This is a genomic window from Streptomyces sp. NPDC050263 (genome assembly GCF_040655955.1).
Lineage (GTDB): Bacteria > Actinomycetota > Actinomycetes > Streptomycetales > Streptomycetaceae > Streptomyces.
Genome location: NZ_JBFAKW010000043.1, coordinates 1 through 22,404 on the forward strand (window position 1 = coordinate 1; position 22,404 = coordinate 22,404).

The following is a 22,404-nucleotide window of genomic DNA, read 5'->3' on the forward strand; positions in this document are numbered from 1 at the left end:
TCGACCGAACCAGCTACAAAGCCACCATCAGCATCGACATCCTGACCACCCGCACCCCTTGACACTCGACAGCGAGCGCTAACTACACGGCATTGCACTTAGTTCTCCGGGTGTTGTCAGCGGGCTTTCAGCTAATCGGCGTCGTCTGCGCCAGGGCGATGCGCCAGTCGCCGCCCTGGCGAGTCATGACATAGGTCATGGCGCCGGCCAAGGGCAGCTCGGATGAGCCCTCCGCCTCGGACCGTTCATCGTGGATCGTCTTGGTCAGGCTGACGATGGCGACGTCAGGGGTGGCGAAACGGATGTCGTTGACCTCCAGCTCGGTCCGGATGTCCTTGAGCGGGGAGGAGAGCGCTTCGGTCATGGCCGAAGCGAAGGTCTCACGCCCGAAGAGGCGCCGCCCGGCGAAATTGATGAGCACCAGGTCGGATGTGTGCAGCGCCGGGAGCACGTCCGGGTCGATCTGCGCCTCTTGGGTCCGCGCGACGAGGTCGCGGATCCGCTTCTCGGCGGTGTCATTGGTGGGGAAAGTGGAGTTCGTGGCGTCCATGGAGGCAACCTAGAACCTTAACCAAAGTTGAGGTCAACTCCATTTGTCGACCCGCCTCGACGTGCAGATGACCGCCCCAGCCACAGCTGGTTTTCCCTCGTCCGCCCGCATGCACGTAGCGCGCCGCCGGGCGCGGCCAGCCGGGGCGCAGACAGACATCCGATGCGGTTGATCAGTCAAGCGGTGTCGGGGAAGGCGGTCTGCTCGTCGTAGGGGATGCGGCGGGTGAGGCAGTGGTGCAGGCAGCCGAGCATGCGGTTGAACAGGTTGCGTTGTGCTGCGACGTGTCGTTCTTCGGTTGCTCGGCGGCGGTCGTAGTGGGCTCGTGCTCCGGGGGATGCTGTGAGGGCGGCGAAGGCCCAGTTGTAGCCGGCTGAGGCGAGACGCTGATTCTTGATGTGCCTGGCCAGGACGGTGGTCTTGCGTCCGGAGGATCTGGTGACGGGGGCCGATCCGGCGTAGGCCTTGAGTGCGCGGGCGGTGGCGAAGCGGGTGTGGTCGTCGCCGAGTTCGGCCAGGACGCGGGCGCCGGTGAGGTGGCCGAGGCCGGGGAAGCTGGTGATGATCTCGGCGTCCTCGTGGGCGGTGAAGGCGTCGACGACCGCGGCTTCCAGCTCGTCGGCGCTGGTGCAGGCCGCCTCGAACTGCCGTAGCAGGGCGAGGGCCTTGGTGCCCATCGCCTCTTCCACCAGGGGCGGTTGATGCATCTGGGGTTCGCGCAGTAAGCCGTGGAGGCGTTCGACCTCGCCGGTGATCTCGCGTTGGCGGCCGGCCTTTTTGAGGATGGTTCGCAGTTGGGGGCGGGTGAGCTGGGCGGCCTGCGTGGGCGTGGGTGCCGTGGCGAGCAGGGTGCGGCTGACGGGTGAGGCGAGGCCTTCGCGGAAGTGTCTGAAGACGGTGAGGACGGCGGGGAAGTATTCGCGCAGGTGGGAGCGCAGTCGGTTGCCGGTCTGGACGCGGTCCCAGACGGCGTCCTGCTGGGCTCGGGCCAGGACGGTGATGGCTTGGGCGAGGTGGCTGTCGGCGGGCAGGGGGCGGTGTTCGGCGGGGTCGGTGCGCAGGATGTGGGCGAGGACTTTGGCGTCGAGGTGGTCGGACTTCTTGCGGCTGAGTGCGTAGCGGTCGCAGTAGCGGGCGGCGGTGAGCGGGTTGATGACGTAGATCGGTCGGCCGGTGGTGCGCAGGCAGGCGACCAGGAGCCCGTGGGAGGTCTCGATGGCGACGGGGATCGGGTTGTCGGGGTTGTCTCCGTGGCGGGCCAGGAGGTCGAGGAGCTGGGCGAGGCCCGTGGGGTTGTCGTCGATGCGGAGCTTGGCGAGGAGGGTGCCGCTCTCGTCGAGCAGGGCGATGTCGTGATGGTCGGTGGCCCAGTCGATGCCGCAGAACACGCTGGTCATAGGGGTGTCCTCTGATTGGCGGTGGTGTGCTGGCCCTCGCCGGGCAGGGGTTGCGCGTCTTCCTAATGGCAGGGCTCAGGGGCCCGTCATCCGATCAGTCGTTCGCAATCCCAGCGGTCGTCAGGGGTCTCGGTCAGCTGCGGAACTGAAGCGTTCGCCGAGCGGTGAGAGGTGTTTCCCTGGCGGCGGCTTGGACCACGAGCCAACGATGCCGCTGTTGTGTCCTTCGGCGGAGGGGGCGGGGGCGGTCCGCGCGGGACGAAGGCCAGAGCGCGGGCCGCCCCGCCCCCTCCGCACGATGAGGAACGAACGGGCGGGCTGGCATGCGGGGCCGACTCTGTCTTGGGAGGTCAGGCCTCAGGAGCGGCTACGGATCACCGCATGCCGGCTCACTCAAGACGTTCGCCAGCAGGATCAAGACGAACGTCTTACGACGCCATTAGGAGGCAGGCCGCGCCGCAGAGGCGGCGCGTGCCCGCGCCGTGCGCGGGCCTTGAACCCGTGAAGAAGGTTGTTACTCAGGCGGTGTTTGTGGGGCGGCTGTGATGCTGCGGGATTGTGTTGCGGCTCGTCGAAGAGCGTCTGCCACTTGTTCGGCGGTGTCTGCGGACAAGAGGATCTCTTGCGTCCAGAGGATTGAGAGCCTGATGTCGCCGTTCAGCAGGTTGGTGGCAACGTCGACTTCCGTGCCGTTGCCGGTGGTGCCCTCCACGTTGAGGTCTGGATCGCTGCTGAACGCGCTCACGGTGTCTGACCTGAGTGGGTGCTGTCGGCGTTCGTGATGCTCCACAGCGGGGCCGCGTACTGCTCCGGCCGTGTGTTGATGAGCAGGCGGCGTAGATCATCGCGCTGTGATCCGTGGAGGTTCAGGGCCTCGGTGAGGTGGCGGAACGTCGTGTGGGTGACTCTGCGGCTTCGGGCCTCGGCCTCGAACTGGGCGAGCTGGGATAGTGCCGACTCGGCGTCGAGCTTCGCCGGCCGTTGTTCCTTGAGCCAGAGAGCCTTGTTGCGCTCGTAGTCGATTTCGGAGAAGCCGCAGATCTCGCGGCTCAGTGCCTCGACCTGGTCCAGGGTGGTGGTCGACATGCTGGCGCGGGCCAACTCGTTGCGGCTGAGGGCCTCGTCCAGGTCGACCTCGTGGACCGTCGGGGTTTCGTCGGTGAGGGGGATGGGAAGGCCGGCGTCTCGGATTTCGCATGTGCCGCGCACGCCTCGGGCTGCTGCGGCGAGCATCCCGGTTGCCTCGGAGGGGTGCCACTCCAGGACCGAGCTGACCGGTTCCACGTCCTTCGCCGTGAAGGTGTGGACGACCGGGCCGAGTACGCCTCGTACGTCCTCGGGTGAAAGCTCGCCGTCCAGGCCGGGGCCTGCGATCAACAGGCGGATGGGAGCGTTAACTTGGCCGCATGCTGCCAGCGTCAGGGAGTCGGCTAGTGGGCTCTTCAGCGTTGGTTCGTCGCCTCGGGCCAGCACGTCGCCGCCGACGTCTAGGAGATCGATTGTGGTCGGCTGTATGTGGGCGACCAGTTCTTCGATCTGGCGCGTGACTCCCTCGGCGCCCTGTCTCAGGTCGATCAATGCGAATGTGTGCGGGAGCTCTGCCGCGAGTCGGGGGAGAGCCGAGCCGGCCGGAGCGATCGGGCGGGCCTTCGCCGGCACCTTCCACACGGTGGGGGTGATCTGTTCGAGGCCGGTGAAGTCGTTGCTTCCTCGGGGGCCCGGTAGCGGGTCGATAAGCAGGCGGTCCCACGCGTAGGTGAGGATCACCGCCTGGTCGTCGTGGTCGCCGTACAAGGCGGCGTCAAGCATTGCGGCGGCGACTGCGTCGCCCCCTCCTCCTGCTGCGACGATCAACCGCGTCATGGGCCCAAGACTACGGGTTAGGCCCTTGACCACTCACCCTATAGTGGCTAGAGGCTATAGCCACTTGGGCGAGGAGGGGACATGCCTCAGATCGAGGAAGCGCAGCCGAAGTATCTCCAGATCGCGCACTTCATCCGCGATCAGATCCTTCGGGGCGACCTGCGGCCAGGGGACGAGGTGCCCTCGGAACGGCAGCTTGCGGCGGATTGGAAGGTGTCCAGGCCGACTGCCGCGCGGTCGTTGGAGGCCTTGAGCCATCAAGGACTTGTTGAGAAGCGGCAGGGGTCCGGGACCTATGTGCGGAGTCTCGAAGTCAACAGGCGAGCCCGTGAGTTGTACGGGCGGGCCCGGCAGACCGGGAAGATCTACACGTCTGGCGAGTATGCGGTGATCACGTCGGCCGGGTGGCTGGACGCGCCGGATCACGTTGCTGAGGCGTTGGGCCTGGTGAAGGACCGTCGGGCTGTGCATCGCCAGCGGGTTACCAACAATCAGGACGGGCCCATCACGCTTTCCACCTCGTGGTTCGCACCTGAGGTTGGGCAGCGGGCGCCCAGGCTCCTGGAGCCTGAGCGGATTCAAGAGGGCACCTTGATGTACGTCGAGAACATGACGGGTCGGCAGGGGAGTTACGCCGAGGACCGCATGTGTGCCAGGCAGGCGACCGAGGAGGAAGCCGCTGACCTCCAGCTTGAGGCCGGTGCGGCGGTTCTGATCGTGCATCACGTCGTCTTTGACCTCCAGGACCGGCCGTTGGAGTTCGCTGAGGCCACCTACCCGCCGCACCGCTGGGCGTTCGAGCAGGGATATCCGCTGACCTGATGGGTCGTCACTTCGGCGAACCGCTTGCGCATCGCAAGTGGCTAATGCCACTATCCAGTAAGTGGCTAAGGCCACTTGATCGGAAGGGGGCACGGAGTGACGAGTCAGCGGCCGGACCAGGGGACGCACTTACCTTGCCGGAGTTGCCGGGGACGTGGTTGGAAGCGTGTCAGTTCGCGTACCTCCCTGGTGCTTGCCGCTGCCGCCGACCGCACTCGTGCCACATCGAAGCGGCGCTGCCTCGACTGCGACGGCAGCGGCAAGGAGTGAGCACGGATGGCTTACACGATGGACCGCTATCCCTCTGAGGACTCACCGCGGCTCGGGGCGCTGACCTTGTACCCCGTCGCGGAGTCCGTGTCTCTGTCCCGGCGCTGGTTCCGGAAGTTCATCGCCCCGCACAACCTGGCCTGCTCGGTCGACGACTGCGTGCTGATGATCTCGGAGTTGGTGACCAATGCGATCGTCTACGGCCGATCCGATGAGGTTTGGCGTGTTCGGGTGGAGTGGTTCCGAGAAGGATCGTCACTCAAGGTCGAGGTGCACAACGCCGGGTTTCCGGCCAGGGTCAATCTGCGGCGGCCCGACGCCGCCGACGCGCACGGGCGCGGGCTACTCCTCGTCGACTCCATTGCCGACTCCTGGCATTCGGGGCCGAGTCGCTTCGGCGGGACGGTCGTCTCCTTTGTGATGGCCGATGCCTGGCCGGCCTGAAGGTGTGCCTGGGTTCTCTTCGGAGCTGCGCCCCCACATGGAGCTCTATGCGGGCAAGGGGTCCAACAGGCTCGTCTTCCTCGGCGAGAAGGGCGCGGCCTTCCGTCGCGGCACGTTCGGTCGGAAGCGGCGCAAGGCCCGTATCGTCGACGGCGTCCCTGAGGGCTTCCGCTGCTACGACCGCGACGCTCCGTGCAGGCCAGTGCTCAGAGAAAGCCGAGCTGATCTATCAGCACTCCGACGACGACCGACAGCAGGAAGTCGCAGCCGCCCCCGCCGATCAACGTTCTGGCACGAATCTGGCACGCGGCGAGTGATCGCAGAGCAAAACAAAAAGGCCCGGGTCGATGACCTGGGCTTTGTTCATGGAGCGGGTGACGAGAATCGAACTCGCGCTCTCAGCTTGGGAAGCTGATGTTCTACCATTAAACTACACCCGCGTAAGACGCCGGTCACAGCCGGTGTCGGAACGCTCCGTCACTCTACCTCATGCCGGGCCCCGGGCGCTGAAGCCGTGGGGTCCGGGTGCGTTTCGGGGGTGGGATCCGGGTGCGGGGGGCCGGAGTTGGGGCGTACGGTGGAGGTGCGGAAGAGGGGCCGGGCGGGGTCGGAGTGCCGCCTGGAGGGTCGTCCCGTTCGTCCCGTAATGTGGCTTTCAGTGTCCGGCGAGCAGCAGCCGGACGCGGCTCTTTGGGGAAGGGACTCTAGGACTTGATGGAGCGCACCGTCGTCCGTTGTGCCGATGGGCACGTGTTCAGCACCGCTTCGTTCCCGATGCAGCAGGCCGAGCGGCTCGGTCCCGGGCGACTTGTCCGGTGCCCTCGTTGTGCCCGGTTGCGAAGTGTCGTGCCGGTCATTCTCGAAAAGCGGTAGGCAAAACGGCCGTCCAGCGGCCCGGCGCGTGGAGTCGTCCCGATTGTGGTGGCTCCGCGCGCCCTGCGTATCCTCGGGACGTGCTTCTCTCAGACAAGGACATCCGGGCCGAGATCGACGCCGGGCGGGTACGGATCGACCCCTACGACGAATCCATGGTGCAGCCGTCGAGCATCGATGTGCGGCTCGATCGGTACTTCCGGGTGTTCGAGAACCACCGGTACCCGCATATCGATCCGTCCGTGGAGCAGATCGACCTCACCCGGCTCGTGGAGCCCGAGGGCGACGAGCCCTTCATTCTCCACCCCGGTGAGTTCGTGCTCGCCTCCACCTACGAGGTCATCTCGCTTCCCGACGATCTCGCCTCGCGGCTGGAGGGGAAGAGTTCCCTCGGGAGGCTCGGGCTCGTCACCCACTCCACCGCCGGTTTCATCGACCCCGGGTTCAGCGGGCATGTGACGCTGGAGCTGTCCAATCTCGCCACGCTCCCCATCAAGCTCTGGCCCGGTATGAAGATCGGCCAGCTGTGCATGTTCAAGCTCACCTCGCCGGCCGAGTCCCCCTACGGCAGCGAGCGGTACGGGTCCCGGTACCAGGGGCAGCGCGGTCCTACCGCCTCCCGGTCCTTCCTCAACTTCCATCGGACCCAGGTATGAGTGACACGGGCGGGGCTCGGGAGGAGCTCAGTTACGAGCGGTTCGGGGTCGCCGTCCGTGAGCTTGCGCAGACCATCGCCGACGACGGGTTCGTCCCCGACATAGTTCTCAGCATCGCCCGCGGGGGCGTCTTCGTCGCCGGAGGGCTCGCCTACGCCCTCGACTGCAAGAACCTCCACCTGGTGAACGTCGAGTTCTACACCGGGGTGGGGACGACGCTCGAGATGCCGGTCATGCTCGCGCCCGTCCCCAACGTCATCGACTTCTCCGACAAGAAGGTCCTCATCACGGACGACGTCGCCGACACGGGCAAGACGCTGAAGCTCGTGCGTGACTTCTGCCTGGACACCGTCGCCGAGGTGCGCAGTGCGGTCATCTACGAGAAGTCGCACTCGCTCGTGAAGTGCGAGTACGTGTGGAAGCGGACCGACGACTGGATCAACTTCCCGTGGAGTGTTTTGCCTGTAGTGCGCAAGTCGGGCGAGGCTGTCGTGCCCTCCAGGGAAGCCCTCTAGCCGCCGGCCCCGTGGGGAAGCCCTCTAGCCGCCGGCCCCGTGGGGAAGCTCTCAAGTCGGCTGTGGGGAAGCCCTCTCGTCGGCCGTGCGGTGTGTGATGCGGGGCGGGGCGGGGCCGGCCGTCTTCGCTGCCGGCCCCGCCCGATCAGGCTCGTGTGTTTCCGTTCCTCCGCGTCACTTCACGCGAATCGCCCTCACGCCGTAGCGCTCGAAGTCGTAGACGCGGTTGTTCAACCGGAGGCCGTCGATCGCGCCGATCCACATGAAGTTCCGTCCCTTGCTCACGGCGACCGTGTAGATGGTCGGCCTTGCGTGGGCCCTGCGGAACGAGGCCTTGAGCTGGGTGAACGTGCACCGGGCGGCCCGGGTGCAGCTCGTCTCGTTGCCGGTGAGGTACCAGTAGCCGGTCTTCGTGGCGTCGAGGAACGGGCTCCAGCCGTTGGTGACCGGGGACGCGTTCGGCACCCACACCAGCGAGGAGTAGTCGTCGGTGGACGTCACGTCCGGGTCGATCTCGAACCTGATGTTCGGCATGTTCGTCGGGCCTCCGTAGCCGACGTTCTCGTTCGTCTGGAACACGTGGAAGCCCACATGCCGCACCCGCAGCACCTGTTGGCCGAAGAAGTCCACTTCATTGCCGAAGTCGACCTTCTCGCTGGGAGGGCGCAGCGTGGTGGAGTTGGTCGCCACCTCGATGCCGAGGCTGCCTCGCCCGTACGGCGGTCTGGCGGCAGCGTCCGTCACGCCGAACGGGCCGAAGGGCCCGTTGCGGAGTTCGGCGACGGGAGAGCCGATCGTGTTGCGGGCGATCACGCCCCAGTGGTCCGTATGGGCTTGGTTGCCGTCCGTGTCTGCGGCTGCCGATCCCGGAAGGATCGCGGCGCTGACGGCGAGCAGGGCGGCCACGAGCACCGTTCCCCGCCCCATGCCAAAGCGAGCTTTCACGCGCACTCCTTGTAGGAGGTTGTAGGGAACGGTCACATTATATTACGCTCTGTAGTTGCAGCGGTACGACATGCGACTGTTCGGCTGGTTTTGTCCAGCCGTGCGCTCGTGAAATCTCGCTTTCGGTGACGGCACGCCAAGGGCCCCCGGCAACCCGCCGAGGGCCCCACTGGTGTCCGCCAGGTACTGGCAGGTGTCGCCGGGCACCGGCCGGTGTCCGTCAAGTGCTACAGGTGCTAGAACGTGCCCAGCTTCACGATCGACAGCAGGGCCAGCAGTTGGATCGAGGACGCGCCCAGCGCCTTCGGCCACGGCAGGTCGTGGGACTTGCTGACCATCAGGGTGAGGAGGGCGCCGGCCGCGACCCATGTCGCCCAGCCCAGGAGCTGTACGAACGGCGCGTCGCCGCCGAAGAACATCGCGACGACCAGGCGCGGCGCGTCCGTCAGGGACATGATCAGCATGGAGAGGCCGACCGTGGGCTGCCAGGCGCCGTCGCCGCCGAGTTGGCGGGCCAGCGTGTGGGTGACCACGCCCAGGACGAGCGAGCTCAGCACCATCGCCACGGCCGTCGTCAGGACGATCGGGATCGCGTTGGAGAGCGTCGCGTTTATCGCGTCCTTGCGGGCGCCGTCGAAGCCGAAGACCGCGAGCATCCCGTAGAGGAACGTGACGACGAGGGCGGGGCCCCACATCGTGTAGTCCCGCATCCGGAGGAACGTCTGGTTGGGGGCGACGACGACGCCCTTCAGCAGTTCCTTCCAGTGCAGCCGCGGACCGACCGGGCCCGACGGGGCCGCCGAACCTGAGTGGTACGTACCACCCTGGTTGTACTGGTCGTACTGGCTGTGGTCGTCCACCGAGAAGGCCTGGGTGTGACCCGGGTTGTTCGCGGCGTACGGGTCGTACGGGGCGCCACCGGGGCTGCCGCCGGGGCCACCGGGCCCGCCCGGCGCGCCGTACGGGGCGTCGCCGCCGAAGTACTCCGGCTCGTCGCCGCCCTGTCCGCCCTGGCCGCCGTATCCGCCGCCGTTCGCCTGCGGCCACTGGCCGCCGCCCGCGCCCGTGCCGCCGTACTGGGGCCGCTGCTGCTGCGGGTACGGCTGCTGGGCCGGGGGGTAGCCGTACGACGGGCCCGAAGGCCGTGCCGACTGTCCCTGGGGCGCCTGCCCGTACGGGGGTTGTTGCGGTCGCGCTTGGGGGGCGGGGTTGTCCCGGCCGCGTCCGATCCTGAATCCAGCCACGTCATCGAACGTACCTGGTCCGGCCGGCTCGTGCGGCTGGGCGGGGCGTACGGGGACGGGTTTGCTGCCGAGCTGTGACATCCCCTAGGGGGCGGATCTGAGGGTGCCTCAGGGGGTCTCACCAGGCCGTGAGGGAGCTTCAGGGTGCACGACGGCGCCCCGGGTCCTGTGACCCGGGGCGCCGTCGTGCATCCGTCATGAGGAACCTGTCACCGCTTCTGTCACGGCATCGGTCACTGCACGGGCGCCGGTTCCGGAGCGCTTTCCGACTCGGGCTCGTCCGCGGGGTCGACCGGGGTCTTGACCGACTCCAGGAGGAGCTGGGAGACGTCCACGACGGTGATGGACTCCTTGGCCTTGCCCTCGTTCTTCTTGCCGTTGACCGAGTCGGTGAGCATCACCAGACAGAACGGGCAGGCGGTCGAGACGATGTCCGGGTTGAGGGACAGGGCCTCGTCGACGCGCTCGTTGTTGATGCGCTTGCCGATCCGCTCCTCCATCCACATCCGCGCGCCGCCGGCGCCGCAGCAGAAGCCGCGTTCCTTGTGGCGGTGCATCTCCTGCTGGCGCAGGCCCGGGACGGCCGTCATGATCTCGCGCGGGGGCGAGTAGATCTTGTTGTGGCGGCCCAGGTAGCAGGGGTCGTGGTAGGTGATGATGCCCTCGACCGGGGTCACCGGGATCAGCTTGCCCTCGTCCACCAGGCGCTGGAGCAGCTGGGTGTGGTGGATGACCTCGTAGTCGCCGCCGAGCTGCGGGTACTCGTTGCCGATGGTGTTGAGGCAGTGCGGGCAGGTGGCGACGATCTTCTTCGCCGACTTGGGCTTGCGGGACTCCTCGGTCACCTTGCCGTCGTCGTCCAGCTCCTCGCCGAACGCCGTGTTCAGCGCCATGACGTTCTCCATGCCGAGCTCCTGGAACAGCGGCTCGTTGCCGAGCCGACGTGCCGAGTCACCCGTGCACTTCTCGTCGCCGCCCATGATCGCGAACTTGACGCCCGCGATGTGCAGCAGCTCGGCGAAGGCCTTCGTGGTCTTCTTCGCGCGGTCCTCGAGGGCGCCCGCGCAGCCGACCCAGTAGAGGTACTCGACCTCGGTCAGGTCCTCGATGTCCTTGCCGACGACCGGGATCTCGAAGTCGACTTCCTTGAGCCACTCGAGGCGCTGCTTCTTCGCCAGACCCCAGGGGTTGCCCTTCTTCTCCAGGTTCTTGAGCATCGTGCCCGCCTCGGACGGGAACGCGGACTCGATCATCACCTGGTAGCGGCGCATGTCGACGATGTGGTCGACGTGCTCGATGTCCACCGGGCACTGCTCGACGCAGGCGCCGCAGGTGGTGCAGGACCACAGGACGTCCGGGTCGATGACGCCGTTCTCCTCGGCGGTGCCGATCAGCGGGCGCTCGGCCTCCGCGAGGGCCGCCGCGGGCACGCCCGCCAGTTGCTCCTCGGACGCCTTCTCCTCGCCCTCCGTGCTCTTGCCGCCGCCGGCCAGCAGGTACGGGGCCTTGGCGTGCGCGTGGTCGCGCAGCGACATGATCAGGAGCTTGGGGGAGAGCGGCTTGCCCGTGTTCCAGGCCGGGCACTGCGACTGGCAGCGGCCGCACTCGGTGCAGGTGGAGAAGTCCAGCAGGCCCTTCCAGGAGAACTGCTCGACCTGGGAGACGCCGAAGACGTCGTCGTCGCCGGGATCGGTGAAGTCGATCGGCTTGCCGCCCGAGGTCATCGGGAGCAGTGCGCCGAGCGAGGTCTCGCCCTTGGGGTTCCGCTTGAACCAGATGTTCGGGAAGGCGAGGAAGCGGTGCCAGGCGACGCCCATGTCCGTCTTCAGGGCGACCGTGATCATCCAGATGAAGGAGGTCGCGATCTTCAGGCCGGCGAAGAAGTAGGTGAGGTTCTGGAGCGTGGAGACGTCCATGCCCTCGAGCCAGTCGACCACCGGGTACGAGATGAAGAACGAGGCCTCGTAGCCGTCGATGTGGTGCTGGGCGCCCTCCAGCGCGTGCAGCATGAAGATGCAGACGCCGACGATGAGGATGACGGCCTCGACGAAGTACGCCTGGCCGAAGTTGGAGCCGGCGAAGCGGGACTTGCGGCCCGGCTTGTTCGGCTTGTTGAGCTGGCGGATCACGATCAGGGTCAGGATGCCGAGGACCGTCATCGTGCCGATGAACTCGACGAAGACGTTGTACGGCGCCCATTCGCCGATGATCGGCAGCATCCAGTCGGCCTGGAACAGTTGGCCGACGGCGTTGACGATCGTCAGCAGCAGCGAGAAGAAGCCCACCGCCACGAACCAGTGCGCGACACCGACGATGCCCCAGCGGTTCATCCGGGTGTGGCCGAGGAACTCCCTGGCCACGGTGACGGTGCGCTGGACGGGCTCGTCGGTGCGCGTGCCCGCGGGCACGCTCTGGCCGAGCCGCATGAAGTTGTAGATCTGAAGGATCGCGCGGGCGAACAGGGCCACGCCGACCACGATCAGAACCAGCGACACGATGATCGCGGCGAGTTGCATTTGGGGGCTCCTCGGGCCTGCGAGGGACTTCGGTGGAGATTACTAAGCGGTAACTTATGTAGTCCGTCTGAGAGTACCCCTCATTCTGTGTCGCACTGTAGCGGGGCGTGTAGTGATCTGAGTCGCTCAGGGTTGCCTCAGAACTCGAGATAAACCGGCCGTGTTATTCGTACCAAATTGGTGCATTTATGATTAATTTATACCCGTGCTCTACGGGATCGTCGCTGCCGCCACCGCCCTGCTCCTCGCCGCCGTACTCGCCGCGCTGCTGCGCGTGCCCGCCCTGAGACTCGGGCTGATCGACCGGCGGCAGCGGCAACGGCGGGTTCCGCTGTTCGGGGGCGCCGCCGTCGCGCTCGCCACCTGTCTCGTCTCGGCCGCCGGGGACTGGACGGGCGTGGCGCCGCTCGGGGACGGCATCGAGGTGCTGCTCGTCGCGGGAGGCGCCGTCGCGGCCCTCGGGCTCGTCGCGGACGTCTGGCGGCTCAAGGCGCGGTTCCTGGTGGTCGGGACGGCGGTCGCGGCGGCCTTCGTGGCGCCCTACGGCGACACCGGGCCGGTCGCCGCTGCGGTGGGCGTCGCCTGGATCACCTTCGTGGCCCTGGCCTTCCGGGCGCTCGACCATGCCGACGGGGTGGCCGGGACCGTCGGGGTCGTCACGGCCTTCGGGGTGGCGGCGTGCGTCGCCGTCGAGGTCATGGACGGGCTGGTGGTGCTGCTGAGCGTGCTCGCCGCCGCGCTGACCGGGTTCCTCATGCACAACTGGCCTCCCGCGCGCGTGGCCCTCGGGGCGTGCGGGTCGCTCTTCGCCGGCTTCCTGCTCGCCGCTGCCGCCGTGATCGCCCGCGCGGGGCACGATCCGGTCGTCGGCACGGGGGTGCTGTTCGCGCTCACCGCCGTCGCCGGGGCCGACGTCCTGCTGGTGGTCGTGTCGCGGCGGCTGGCCGGACGGCCCCTGCTGCGCGCCGCGCCCGACCATCTCGCCCACCGGCTGCGGCGGCTCGGGCTCACTCCCCAGGGCGTGAGCGTCCTGCTCGGCGTCGCGGCCTTCGCCGCGGTGCTCGTCGGGGTGCTGGTGCACGGCGGGTGGGTGGGCGCGCGGGCGGTGCTGTGGGTGGCCGGCGTGGCGGCCGTCGTCCCGCTCGGGCTGCTGCGGGTGTCGGTGTACGGGCCGCCACGCGCGCGTGGGCGTCGGCGGGCGCAGGGGGCGCGTCCTCGGGAGGCCCGTTCTCGGGAGGTGCGTCCCGCGTCGCGTCCCGCGCCCGTGTATGGGCCTCGGCGTCAACCCGAGGCCTCTGCGGGTCACCCGGAGTTCGGGGTGAGGCGGGCCACGCCGTCCGTATCACCGCAGGTCAACGCGGGATTGCGTGTAAGGAACGGATAAGAGTTGAGTGGGTCCGACTCAGGTCTGTTGACCCGAAGGCGAGCCTCGTGCACACTTGAGTCCGTTCCACTCAAGTCAGCTGGAGGAAGATCACCATGGCACGTGCGGTCGGCATCGACCTGGGCACAACCAACTCCGTCGTAAGCGTTCTGGAGGGCGGCGAGCCCACCGTCATCACCAACGCCGAGGGTGCCAGGACCACGCCGTCCGTCGTCGCCTTCGCGAAGAACGGCGAGGTGCTTGTCGGCGAGGTCGCCAAGCGCCAGGCGGTCACCAACGTGGACCGGACCATCCGTTCGGTGAAGCGTCACATGGGCACCGACTGGACGATCGAGCTCGACGGGAAGCACTTCAACCCGCAGCAGATGAGCGCCTTCATCCTTCAGAAGCTGAAGCGCGACGCCGAGGCGTACCTGGGCGAGAAGGTGGCCGACGCGGTCATCACCGTCCCGGCCTACTTCAACGACTCCGAGCGTCAGGCGACGAAGGAAGCCGGTGAGATCGCCGGTCTCAACGTCCTTCGTATCGTCAACGAGCCCACCGCGGCCGCGCTCGCGTACGGCCTCGACAAGGACGACCAGACGATCCTCGTCTTCGACCTCGGCGGCGGCACGTTCGACGTGTCCCTCCTGGAGATCGGTGACGGCGTCGTCGAGGTGAAGGCCACCAACGGCGACAACCACCTCGGCGGCGACGACTGGGACCAGCGCGTCGTCGACTACCTGGTGCAGCAGTTCAAGGCCGGCCACGGCGTGGACCTCGCCAAGGACAAGATGGCGCTGCAGCGTCTGCGCGAGGCTGCCGAGAAGGCGAAGATCGAGCTGTCCTCGTCCACCGAGACCTCGATCAACCTGCCCTACATCACGGCGTCCGCCGAGGGCCCGCTGCACCTGGACGAGAAGCTCACCCGCGCCCAGTTCCAGCAGCTGACGGCCGACCTGCTGGAGCGCTGCAAGACGCCGTTCCACAACGTCATCAAGGACGCCGGCATCAACCTCTCCGAGATCGACCACGTCGTTCTCGTCGGTGGCTCCACGCGTATGCCCGCCGTCGCCGAGCTCGTCCGCGAGCTGACCGGCGGTCAGGACGCCAACAAGGGCGTGAACCCGGACGAGGTCGTCGCCATCGGCGCCGCGCTCCAGGCCGGTGTCCTCAAGGGCGAGGTCAAGGACGTCCTGCTGCTCGACGTGACCCCGCTGTCCCTCGGCATCGAGACCAAGGGAGGGATCATGACCAAGCTCATCGAGCGCAACACCACGATCCCGACCAAGCGCTCGGAGATCTTCACGACGGCCGAGGACAACCAGCCGTCCGTCCAGATCCAGGTCTACCAGGGCGAGCGCGAGATCGCGGCCTACAACAAGAAGCTCGGCATGTTCGAGCTGACCGGTCTGCCGCCGGCCCCGCGTGGCGTCCCGCAGATCGAGGTCGCCTTCGACATCGACGCCAACGGCATCATGCACGTGACCGCGAAGGACCTGGGCACGGGCAAGGAGCAGAAGATGACCGTCACCGGCGGCTCCTCGCTGCCGAAGGACGAGGTCGACCGCATGCGCCAGGAGGCCGAGCAGTACGCGGACGAGGACCACCGTCGCCGCGAGGCCGCCGAGGCCCGCAACCAGGGCGAGCAGCTCGTCTACCAGACGGAGAAGTTCCTCAAGGACAACGAGGACAAGGTCCCGGCCGAGGTCAAGACCGAGGTCGAGGCCGCCGTCGAGGAGCTGAAGGCCGCGCTCAAGGGCGAGGACACCGCCGAGATCCGCACGGCCACCGAGAAGGTCGCCGCCGTCTCGCAGAAGGTCGGCCAGGCCATGTACGCCGAGGCCGGCGCACAGGGCGCCGAGGCCCCCCAGGCCGACGCCCCGCGAGCTGACGACGACGTCGTGGACGCCGAGATCGTGGACGACGAGCGCAAGGACGGTGCCGCGTGACGGAGGAGACCCCGGGCTTCGAGGAGAAGCCCGACGTCCCCTCCGGCGCCACCCCTGAAGACGCCGAGCCGAAGGCCGCCCCCACCTCCGCCGCGGCGGAGGGGGCGGCCCCGGCCGGGGACGCGAACCAGACAGCCGGTCTGGTGGCCCAGTTGGACCAGGTGCGCACCGCCCTCGGCGAGCGCACCGCGGACCTCCAGCGCCTCCAGGCCGAGTACCAGAACTACCGCCGTCGGGTCGAGCGCGACCGGATCGCGGTCAAGGAGATCGCCATCGCGAACCTCCTGACCGAGCTCCTGCCCGTGCTCGACGACATCGGCCGCGCGCGGGAACACGGCGAACTCCTCGGCGGCTTCAAGTCGGTGGCCGAGTCGCTGGAGACCGTCGCGGCGAAGATGGGCCTGCAGCAGTTCGGCAAGGAGGGCGAGCCCTTCGACCCGACGATCCACGAGGCCCTGATGCACTCGTACGCGCCCGACGTCACCGAGACGACGTGCGTGGCGATTCTGCAGCCGGGGTATCGCTTCGGCGAGCGCACCATCCGCCCCGCGCGGGTGGCCGTCGCCGAACCGCAGCCCGGTGCGCAGCCGGTGCAGGCCGAGGACGGCACCGAGGCCGGCGACGAGAAGGACAACGGCCCTGAGGAGGGCTGACGTAGACAGCGAGCGGAACACCGGAAAGGGGGCACGTCGAGGATGAGCACCAAGGACTTCATCGAGAAGGACTTCTACAAGGTCCTCGGCGTTCCCAAGGACGCCACCGAGGCCGAGATCAAGAAGGCGTACCGGAAGCTCGCCCGCGAGTTCCATCCGGACGCCAACAAGGGCAACGCCAAGGCGGAGGAGCGCTTCAAGGAGATCTCCGAGGCGAACGACATCCTCGGTGACCCCAAGAAGCGCAAGGAGTACGACGAAGCGCGCGCTCTTTTCGGCAACGGCGGCTTCCGTCCGGGCCCGGGCGCGGGCGGCTCGTTCAACTTCGACCTGGGCGACCTCTTCGGAGGCGGCGCCCAGGGCGGCGGCTCCCCCGGCGGTTTCGGCGGCGGCATCGGGGACGTCTTCGGCGGCCTGTTCAACCGAGGCGGCACGGGCGGTCCGACCCGTACCCAGCCCCGGCGCGGGCAGGACATCGACACCGAGGTCACCCTCACCTTCACCGAGGCGATCGAGGGGGCGACGGTCCCGCTGCGCATGTCCTCGCAGGCCCCCTGCAAAGCGTGCTCGGGAACCGGCGACAAGAACGGCACACCGCGCGTGTGCCCGACCTGCGTCGGCACCGGCCAGGTGGCGCGGGGCTCCGGCGGTGGGTTCTCCCTCACCGACCCGTGCCCGGACTGCAAGGGCCGCGGCCTGATCGCCGAGCATCCCTGCCTGGACTGCAAGGGCAGCGGCCGCGCCAAGTCGTCCCGGACCATGCAGGTCCGCATCCCCGCGGGGGTGACGGACGGGCAGCGCATCCGCCTGCGCGGCAAGGGCGGTCCGGGCGAACGGGGCGGCCCGTCGGGCGACCTGTACGTCGTCGTCCATGTCGGCGTGCACCCCGTCTTCGGCCGTAAGGAAGACAACCTGACGGTGACCGTGCCGGTGACGTTCACCGAGGCGGCACTCGGCGGCGAGATCAGGGTGCCGACGCTCGGTGGACCGTCCCTCACCCTGAAACTGCCGCCCGGCACGCCCAACGGCCGCACCATGCGGGCGCGGGGCAAGGGCGCGGTCCGCAAGGACGGCACTCGTGGCGACCTCCTGGTCACCGTCGAGGTGAGTGTCCCGAAGGACCTGTCGGGGAAGGCTCGTGACGCGCTGGAGGCGTATCGCGAGGCGACCGTGGGCGAGGACCCGCGGGCGGAGCTGTTCGAGGCCGCGAAGGGAGCCTGAGAGTGATGGACGGCCGTCGGCGTAACCCGTATGAACTGACCCAGGAGACCCCGGTCTACGTCATCTCGGTGGCGGCCCAGCTCTCCGGCCTGCACCCGCAGACCCTGCGTCAGTACGACCGTCTGGGCCTCGTCTCCCCCGACCGCACCGCCGGCCGGGGCCGACGCTACTCGGCCCGGGACATCGAACTGCTCCGCACGGTGCAGGCGCTGTCCCAGGACGAGGGCATCAACCTGGCCGGCATCAAGCGGATCATCGAGCTGGAGAACCAGGTCGCCGCCCTCCAGTCCCGCGTCGCGGAAATGGAAGCGGCCCTGGACGGCGCGGCGGCCGCGATGCAGCAGCGGGAAGCGGCGGTGCACGCCTCGTACCGGCGGGACCTGGTGCCGTACCAGGAGGTCCAGCAGACGAGCGCGTTGGTGGTCTGGCGGCCGAAGCGGCAGCAGTCGTCCGACTGAGGCGCACGTGTACGCGTGGACGCGCGTACACGAGGGAGGGGCGGCCTGGTGCCGCCCCTTTCGCATGCTCGTCGCTGCTGCCGGTCAGCCGCCCATGCCCAGGTCCGGCTTCGGCGGTTCGTAGCCGGGGGGCTGTTGCTGCGGCTGCCGGGCGGGCGCGGTGGGCGGACGGGCGGTGACGCCCGGGAGGCGGCCCGCCTGCCACAGGTGTGCGCCGGGGATGTTGGGGGCGGGGGCCGGCGTGGCGGCGGCAGGTTTCGGGGTGGCGGGCGCGGGGGCCGGCGCGAGGATCGACTCTGGGGCCGGACCGGTCTCCTGCCCTTGCTCTTGCGGTTTGTTCTGGCTCTGCTCCGGGCGGCGCCAGCGTTGCGGGATCTCGTTCGTGCGCCGGACGGCGTTCTCGTCGCCCGCTGCCGCCGCCGCGACGGCGCGTGCGCGCAGGGCGCTCTGGCGGGCGATCGGGGAGAAGCCGGGGGCGGCGTTCCCGGTCTCGGACGGCAGTCCGCGGATGCCCATCTGGTTCAGCTCGGCCTGGATCCCCGTCTCGGGGGCGAATATCTCGCGCGGCAACTGCCAGGAGGCGGCGCCGTCCACGTCGACGCGGTGTTCGTGGCCGTCGACGGCGAAGGTGAGGCCGTAGCCGATGTACTGGTCGTCCCGGTCGAACTGCAGGTCGCCGGAGATCTCGCCGCTCCGGTCGCGGACCTCGTTCGCGAGGACCTGGAGGGCGGGCGGGAGCGGGTTGGTGCGGCCGAGGCTGGTGACGTAGCCGTCGCCTTGGACCACCTTCTTCTCCTGGGTCTCCGGGTCGGCATAGGAGACCTGGAAGGCGGTCCTGTTCTCCTGCTCGTCCCAGTAGGTCTCGATGGCGCCCACCCGTGCCCTGACGAAGGTCAGCCGCTTCTCGCCGTCCTTTCCGTGGCCGTACTTCTCCTCCATCGCCGGGAACTGGACCTGGTGCTGCAGCGCCGACGGCGTCCCCGAACCGATGATCGTGACGTGGGCGTCGGGATTCTGCATCAGGAGGATCTCCGCGTTGGCGACGGCGGTTCCGCCGGTGCCCACGACGATCCACTTCTTCGCGACATGGGGGTCGAAACGGCTCTCGGCGACCTCGTCGCCCAGCAGCGCCCGGCCCGGCGCGGCCTCGCGGGCCGACTCCCACTTCTGCGTCGATTCGAGGGCGGTGAAGCAGTTGCCCATGCGGGCGGCGTCCGCGGTGCCCAGGCCGGAGGTGAGGGACTCGCGCAGCGACGGGTAGGAGTTCAGGGCGTCGAGGACGGTGCGGGCGTCCGCGTTTCCCCGTTCGGCCTGGGTCAGCCAGGCGCGTAGGTCGCCCGCTTCGAGAAGCCCCTGGCCCTCCTGGACCTCCTGGCCCTCCAGCTCCCGCAGGCGGTCGCCGATCAGACGGACGGCCTCGCTGTGGCTCTCCACGGCGGGGGCTTCGCGCGGCATTCCGGGGAGGATCTCCGGGGTCAGGCCGGTGGCGATGCTGGGGGTGCCGTCGCAGGCGACCCAGAGGGGGTCCGCGCTCTCCTTGCCGTCGGCGCCCAGGGGCCGGACCTCGGCGAGGAGTCCGCCGTTGCGACCGAGCCGCAGCCGGGCATGGCCGTTCACCATGTCGCCCTGGGTGGCCAGTTGGTCCTCCCAGACGCGGACGGCGTGGATGGAGATGCGCTGCCGGGGATCCTCGACCGCCGAGTACGGGTCGACGCCCATCCACTGGGCGAGATCCCGGTCCTGGTCCGCGGACTGGACGATGCCGTCGCCCGGGTCCAGGTGCCAGCGGCCGGCGCCGTCGATCAAGAGGGCGTCCGGACTGCGTCCGGTGAGGCTCGCTCCGCCGCCGATCACCACCTGCCGCAACGGGAACTGCCCGGCGGCGAGCTGCCCCTCCAGCGTCTGCACGGTGCGCTCGCTGACCTGGGCGCGGTAGCCCGCCCACGCCACGGCAGAGGCTTCCAACTCGTCGCGGGGGAGGGGGAGGCCGTTCTGGTCGTAGCCGGGGAGCGGCATGGTGATGTCCCGACGCCCGATGAACGCCTCGACCTGACGGTCGGCACGGAGGGCGGCGTCCCGGGATGCCTGGAGGGCGGTGGCGTCGGCGGGGGAGAGGTGTTCTATGGGGTGGGCGAGGGCGTCGACCAGGAGGCGGGCATCAGGCGAGAGGTGCGGCGTCGATGCGAAGAATCGCTTCCGGGCGGCGGCGTTCTGCGCCTGGAACGCTTCCTCGTCGGCCACGGCCGCCACCGGTCGCAGGCCTGTGTCGTCGAGCAGCGCCGAGAAGTCGGCCCGAGCCTGCATCCGCTCCTGCTCCGACAGGTCAGCCACGGGGTTGCGATCCGCGAGCCAGTTCAACTGACCGACGCGCCCATGATCCTGGCTCGACAGCTCGGGCCGGTCACCGATTTCGGTCCCCTGGTTCAGGAGATTCTCGCGGACCGGCGCAAGCCCTTGACCGGAACGGTCGCGCACGGCGACGAGTTCCCCCACCTCGTGGGCGAGAACGCGGGACAGGTGCTCGCTCGGCAGCCGGTCGGATATCTGCAGGAGGTAGTAGCCCGAGGTCGTGTTCGTCACCGTGTATGCGACGGTGCCCGTCTCCATCGGAATGGCATCCACGCAGATCTTGGCCGAACCGCCCTGGGAGTCCTGTAGAAGGAAGTGCTCTCGTTCTTCCTTTGTGCCCGCTACTTTATGGAATGCGCCGAAACGCTCCCCCAGGACGATGGATGCCACGGCTTTCAGATCGCGTTCCGCCGCTGCGACCAGTGTCGCCTGTCGGGCACGCAGCTGTGCGTCAGTCGCCTCTTCGGATTCCGGTAGCAGCACGTCCCCCGTACCTTCCGTCCACATCTTTATCAACGGCCCGTAGGATCATGTCATGTTGACTGCGCGCTCAGCCTTCGAAGCCCACCTCTACATGGATCTGCATCCCTGTGAGTGCGGTTCTGGTGACTTCGATCGGCAGCATCGGCTGGAGCAGCACGGGGACGATCTCGTGGCGGTGTACGAGGGTGCGTGCCGACAGTGCGGCACGACTCGTCGTTTCGCCTTCCGGATGGCGGAGGAGGTGCCGCCGCCTCCGCCCGCTTTCGGGGGACCTGAGCCGTCGCAGATCATCGACCCAGGGGAGTTCCTCGACGTCGCTTTCCGGATCGCGGAATCCACGGGGGTTCAGCTTCTCAACGCGCCTGAATCCGAGCATTACAAGCATCGCGAGGCTGTGGCTTATGTGCTCGCCGCTTACGAAGAGGTCGTCAAGTTCATTCCGCCGGGACAGGATGCGGTTCCCGCCAGCGCTTTTGTTTCCGAGGTGGGTAAGGGGCGCTATCAGCGGGAGCCCGGCAACTTCCGCCGTGAGGTACTCGAACTGAGCATCAGGAACTCACGAGCTGTGCTCGCCGATATCGACAGGGCCGGCGCTCCGCCCTCCGGTACCGGCCCCACCGACTGACGGGCTCACCCGGCAGCGTTGATCACGCCGACTGCCGCTTGGCGTGCTCGAGGAGGGCGGCCAGGGTTTCCGGGGCGGTGGAGAGGATGGTGTCCGGGGTGTCGCTCTCGCGGAGGCGGATCATTCCGTCGGGGGTGGGGGCGAGGTAGAGGCAGTTGCTTTCGGGGCCGCCGCTGAACGTCGACTTCTGCCAGCGCAGTTCGGGCATTCGGGCCTCCTAGAGCGTGTAGAGCAGGTGCTGGATCAGGGCGAGTGAGTCCTTCACCGAGTGTGCTTCGGGGGCCAACGATACGTCGACAGGGTGTAGGGCGTTTTCCGTGAGGCGCTCGAACAGGGCGTCGTACTGCTGTAGTTGGGCCGGTTGACGCAGGTAGTCGGAGCCGGTCGCCCGGTCGAGGATCACTGTACCGAGCCGCGTTGTGGCGGGGATGGCGTGGACGAAGTTGCCGCTCAGGGCCGCGTACGCCTGTGCGCTGAACGGATAGATCTGGATGGTCACGTTGGGCAGTCGGGCCAGTTCGATGAGCCGCACCAACTGTTCGCGGACGACTCGGACGCTACCGAACCGCATGTGCAGTGCCGCCTCGTGGATCACGGCGTGGACGGTCGGCGGGTTCTCGCGGGTGAGGACATGCTGCCGTTCCAGGCGGAATCCCAGCCCGTGCTCAAGGTTCTCGAACCCCAGCTTCGGGCTGTTGAAGATGGCCCGCGCGTAGTCGGCGGTCTGGAAGAGTCCCGGGACGAAGAAGGACTCGTGCAGCCGTAGCGTCTCGGCTTCGTTCTCCAACTCGGCCAGGTTGAGTGCGGCGGACCCGAGGTGCTTCTTGTAAGCGCTCCACCAGCCCTTACCGGTTGCCTCGGACATGGCGACCAAGAACTCGACGTAGGGCGTATCTGTACAACCATAGAGGTTGCAGAGCTCACGCAGGCGTGGGGTCAGGATGCTCGTCTTGGCGGTTTCGATCTGGCTGAGTTGAACCCGGCCCATGTTGATCTGTTCGGCCGCCTCACCTGCGGTCAATCCCGCTTGTTCGCGCAGGTGTTTGAGTTCGAAGCCGAGTCGCCGCTGACGCTCGCTGATGGTCGTGCGCAGTCCCACGGGGCTCTCCTTGTCGGCGTATCCAAAGTCTGCCGTGGTGGGCGTGATTGGTCCACCGAAAGGGTGAATGGGTTGTTAATGAAAGCCCCATCCGCTTACCGTTCGT

At 68.0% G+C, this 22,404-nt stretch carries 20 protein-coding genes, 1 tRNA gene and 1 pseudogene; 11 read left to right on the forward strand and 11 right to left on the reverse strand.

Annotation, left to right across the window (positions count from 1 at the left end):
* Positions 1-127: 127 nt before the first annotated feature.
* The 4 genes from AB0J04_RS20560 to AB0J04_RS20575 all read right to left on the reverse strand — a co-directional run bounded on the left by AB0J04_RS20560 (position 128) and on the right by AB0J04_RS20575 (position 3,810).
* Complete coding sequence (locus AB0J04_RS20560; protein ID WP_363169947.1) at positions 128-550, reverse strand: SgcJ/EcaC family oxidoreductase; 423 nt, start codon at positions 548-550, stop codon at positions 128-130.
* 176 nt (positions 551-726) lie between these two features.
* On the reverse strand, positions 727-1,947 hold the full coding sequence (locus AB0J04_RS20565) for an IS110 family transposase (RefSeq protein ID WP_363169948.1): 1,221 nt from the start codon (positions 1,945-1,947) through the stop codon (positions 727-729).
* 514 nt (positions 1,948-2,461) lie between these two features.
* Complete coding sequence (locus AB0J04_RS20570; protein ID WP_363169949.1) at positions 2,462-2,692, reverse strand: hypothetical protein; 231 nt, start codon at positions 2,690-2,692, stop codon at positions 2,462-2,464.
* On the reverse strand, positions 2,689-3,810 hold the full coding sequence (locus AB0J04_RS20575; RefSeq protein ID WP_363170005.1) for a DUF1152 domain-containing protein: 1,122 nt from the start codon (positions 3,808-3,810) through the stop codon (positions 2,689-2,691). Before AB0J04_RS20575 ends, AB0J04_RS20570 begins: the two co-directional genes overlap by 4 nt.
* Positions 3,811-3,891: 81 nt before the next feature.
* Between AB0J04_RS20575 and AB0J04_RS20580 the strand changes: the two genes are divergently transcribed.
* From AB0J04_RS20580 to AB0J04_RS20590, 3 genes and pseudogenes are all read left to right on the forward strand, one after another.
* Entirely contained in the window at positions 3,892-4,632 is a 741-nt protein-coding gene (locus tag AB0J04_RS20580) for a GntR family transcriptional regulator (RefSeq protein ID WP_363169950.1), read from the forward strand.
* Between the two features lie 276 nt (positions 4,633-4,908).
* The gene (locus AB0J04_RS20585; protein ID WP_363169951.1) at positions 4,909-5,346 is read left to right on the forward strand and encodes an ATP-binding protein; all 438 of its coding nucleotides are present in this window, start codon (positions 4,909-4,911) and stop codon (positions 5,344-5,346) included.
* A gap of 22 nt (positions 5,347-5,368) precedes the next feature.
* A pseudogene (locus tag AB0J04_RS20590) lies at positions 5,369-5,663 on the forward strand (site-specific integrase); the annotation flags it as partial.
* A gap of 49 nt (positions 5,664-5,712) precedes the next feature.
* On the opposite strand, the gene AB0J04_RS20595 reads toward AB0J04_RS20590, so the two are convergent.
* A tRNA-Gly gene (locus AB0J04_RS20595) sits at positions 5,713-5,786 on the reverse strand.
* Between the two features lie 513 nt (positions 5,787-6,299).
* On the opposite strand from AB0J04_RS20595, the gene dcd reads away from it, so the two are divergent.
* Both dcd and AB0J04_RS20605 read left to right on the forward strand, forming a co-directional pair.
* On the forward strand, positions 6,300-6,875 hold the full coding sequence (dcd, locus tag AB0J04_RS20600; protein ID WP_363169952.1) for a dCTP deaminase: 576 nt from the start codon (positions 6,300-6,302) through the stop codon (positions 6,873-6,875).
* Entirely contained in the window at positions 6,872-7,390 is a 519-nt protein-coding gene (locus tag AB0J04_RS20605) for a phosphoribosyltransferase (protein WP_363169953.1), read from the forward strand. Before dcd ends, AB0J04_RS20605 begins: the two co-directional genes overlap by 4 nt.
* A 174-nt stretch (positions 7,391-7,564) precedes the next feature.
* Here AB0J04_RS20605 and AB0J04_RS20610 read toward each other — a convergent pair whose 3' ends face one another.
* The 3 genes from AB0J04_RS20610 to AB0J04_RS20620 all read right to left on the reverse strand — a co-directional run bounded on the left by AB0J04_RS20610 (position 7,565) and on the right by AB0J04_RS20620 (position 12,095).
* Positions 7,565-8,335 carry a hypothetical protein gene (locus AB0J04_RS20610; protein ID WP_363169954.1) on the reverse strand — a complete coding sequence of 257 codons (771 nt, stop codon included), beginning with the start codon at positions 8,333-8,335 and terminating at the stop codon, positions 7,565-7,567.
* 236 nt (positions 8,336-8,571) lie between these two features.
* On the reverse strand, positions 8,572-9,660 hold the full coding sequence (locus AB0J04_RS20615; protein ID WP_363169955.1) for a Yip1 family protein: 1,089 nt from the start codon (positions 9,658-9,660) through the stop codon (positions 8,572-8,574).
* A gap of 152 nt (positions 9,661-9,812) precedes the next feature.
* On the reverse strand, positions 9,813-12,095 hold the full coding sequence (locus AB0J04_RS20620) for a (Fe-S)-binding protein (RefSeq protein ID WP_363169956.1): 2,283 nt from the start codon (positions 12,093-12,095) through the stop codon (positions 9,813-9,815).
* 205 nt (positions 12,096-12,300) lie between these two features.
* Between AB0J04_RS20620 and AB0J04_RS20625 the strand changes: the two genes are divergently transcribed.
* The 5 genes from AB0J04_RS20625 to AB0J04_RS20645 all read left to right on the forward strand — a co-directional run bounded on the left by AB0J04_RS20625 (position 12,301) and on the right by AB0J04_RS20645 (position 17,742).
* Entirely contained in the window at positions 12,301-13,479 is a 1,179-nt protein-coding gene (locus tag AB0J04_RS20625) for an MraY family glycosyltransferase (protein WP_363169957.1), read from the forward strand.
* A gap of 95 nt (positions 13,480-13,574) precedes the next feature.
* Positions 13,575-15,410, forward strand: coding sequence for a molecular chaperone DnaK (gene dnaK / locus AB0J04_RS20630; protein WP_363169958.1), 1,836 nt, complete (start codon positions 13,575-13,577; stop codon positions 15,408-15,410).
* Entirely contained in the window at positions 15,407-16,063 is a 657-nt protein-coding gene (grpE, locus tag AB0J04_RS20635; protein WP_363169959.1) for a nucleotide exchange factor GrpE, read from the forward strand. The genes dnaK and grpE overlap by 4 nt, the downstream gene beginning before the upstream one ends.
* Before the next feature lie 42 nt (positions 16,064-16,105).
* Positions 16,106-17,284, forward strand: coding sequence for a molecular chaperone DnaJ (dnaJ, locus tag AB0J04_RS20640; protein ID WP_363169960.1), 1,179 nt, complete (start codon positions 16,106-16,108; stop codon positions 17,282-17,284).
* Between the two features lie 5 nt (positions 17,285-17,289).
* Complete coding sequence (locus AB0J04_RS20645; protein WP_363169961.1) at positions 17,290-17,742, forward strand: helix-turn-helix domain-containing protein; 453 nt, start codon at positions 17,290-17,292, stop codon at positions 17,740-17,742.
* Positions 17,743-17,826: 84 nt separating this feature from the next.
* Here the strand turns inward: AB0J04_RS20645 and AB0J04_RS20650 are convergent, their stop codons facing one another.
* Positions 17,827-20,349: a hypothetical protein gene (locus AB0J04_RS20650; RefSeq protein ID WP_363169962.1), complete on the reverse strand. Its 2,523-nt coding sequence runs from the start codon at positions 20,347-20,349 to the stop codon at positions 17,827-17,829.
* Positions 20,350-20,626: 277 nt separating this feature from the next.
* Here AB0J04_RS20650 and AB0J04_RS20655 point away from each other — a divergent pair, with 277 nt between their 5' ends.
* On the forward strand, positions 20,627-21,199 hold the full coding sequence (locus AB0J04_RS20655) for a hypothetical protein (RefSeq protein WP_363169963.1): 573 nt from the start codon (positions 20,627-20,629) through the stop codon (positions 21,197-21,199).
* A 22-nt stretch (positions 21,200-21,221) separates the two neighbouring features.
* Here the strand turns inward: AB0J04_RS20655 and AB0J04_RS20660 are convergent, their stop codons facing one another.
* Positions 21,222-21,407 carry a DUF397 domain-containing protein gene (locus tag AB0J04_RS20660; protein ID WP_363169964.1) on the reverse strand — a complete coding sequence of 62 codons (186 nt, stop codon included), beginning with the start codon at positions 21,405-21,407 and terminating at the stop codon, positions 21,222-21,224.
* 9 nt (positions 21,408-21,416) lie between these two features.
* Positions 21,417-22,298 (reverse strand): helix-turn-helix transcriptional regulator, encoded by an 882-nt coding sequence (locus AB0J04_RS20665; protein ID WP_363169965.1) that lies wholly within the window; start codon positions 22,296-22,298, stop codon positions 21,417-21,419.
* Positions 22,299-22,404 lie beyond the last annotated feature (106 nt).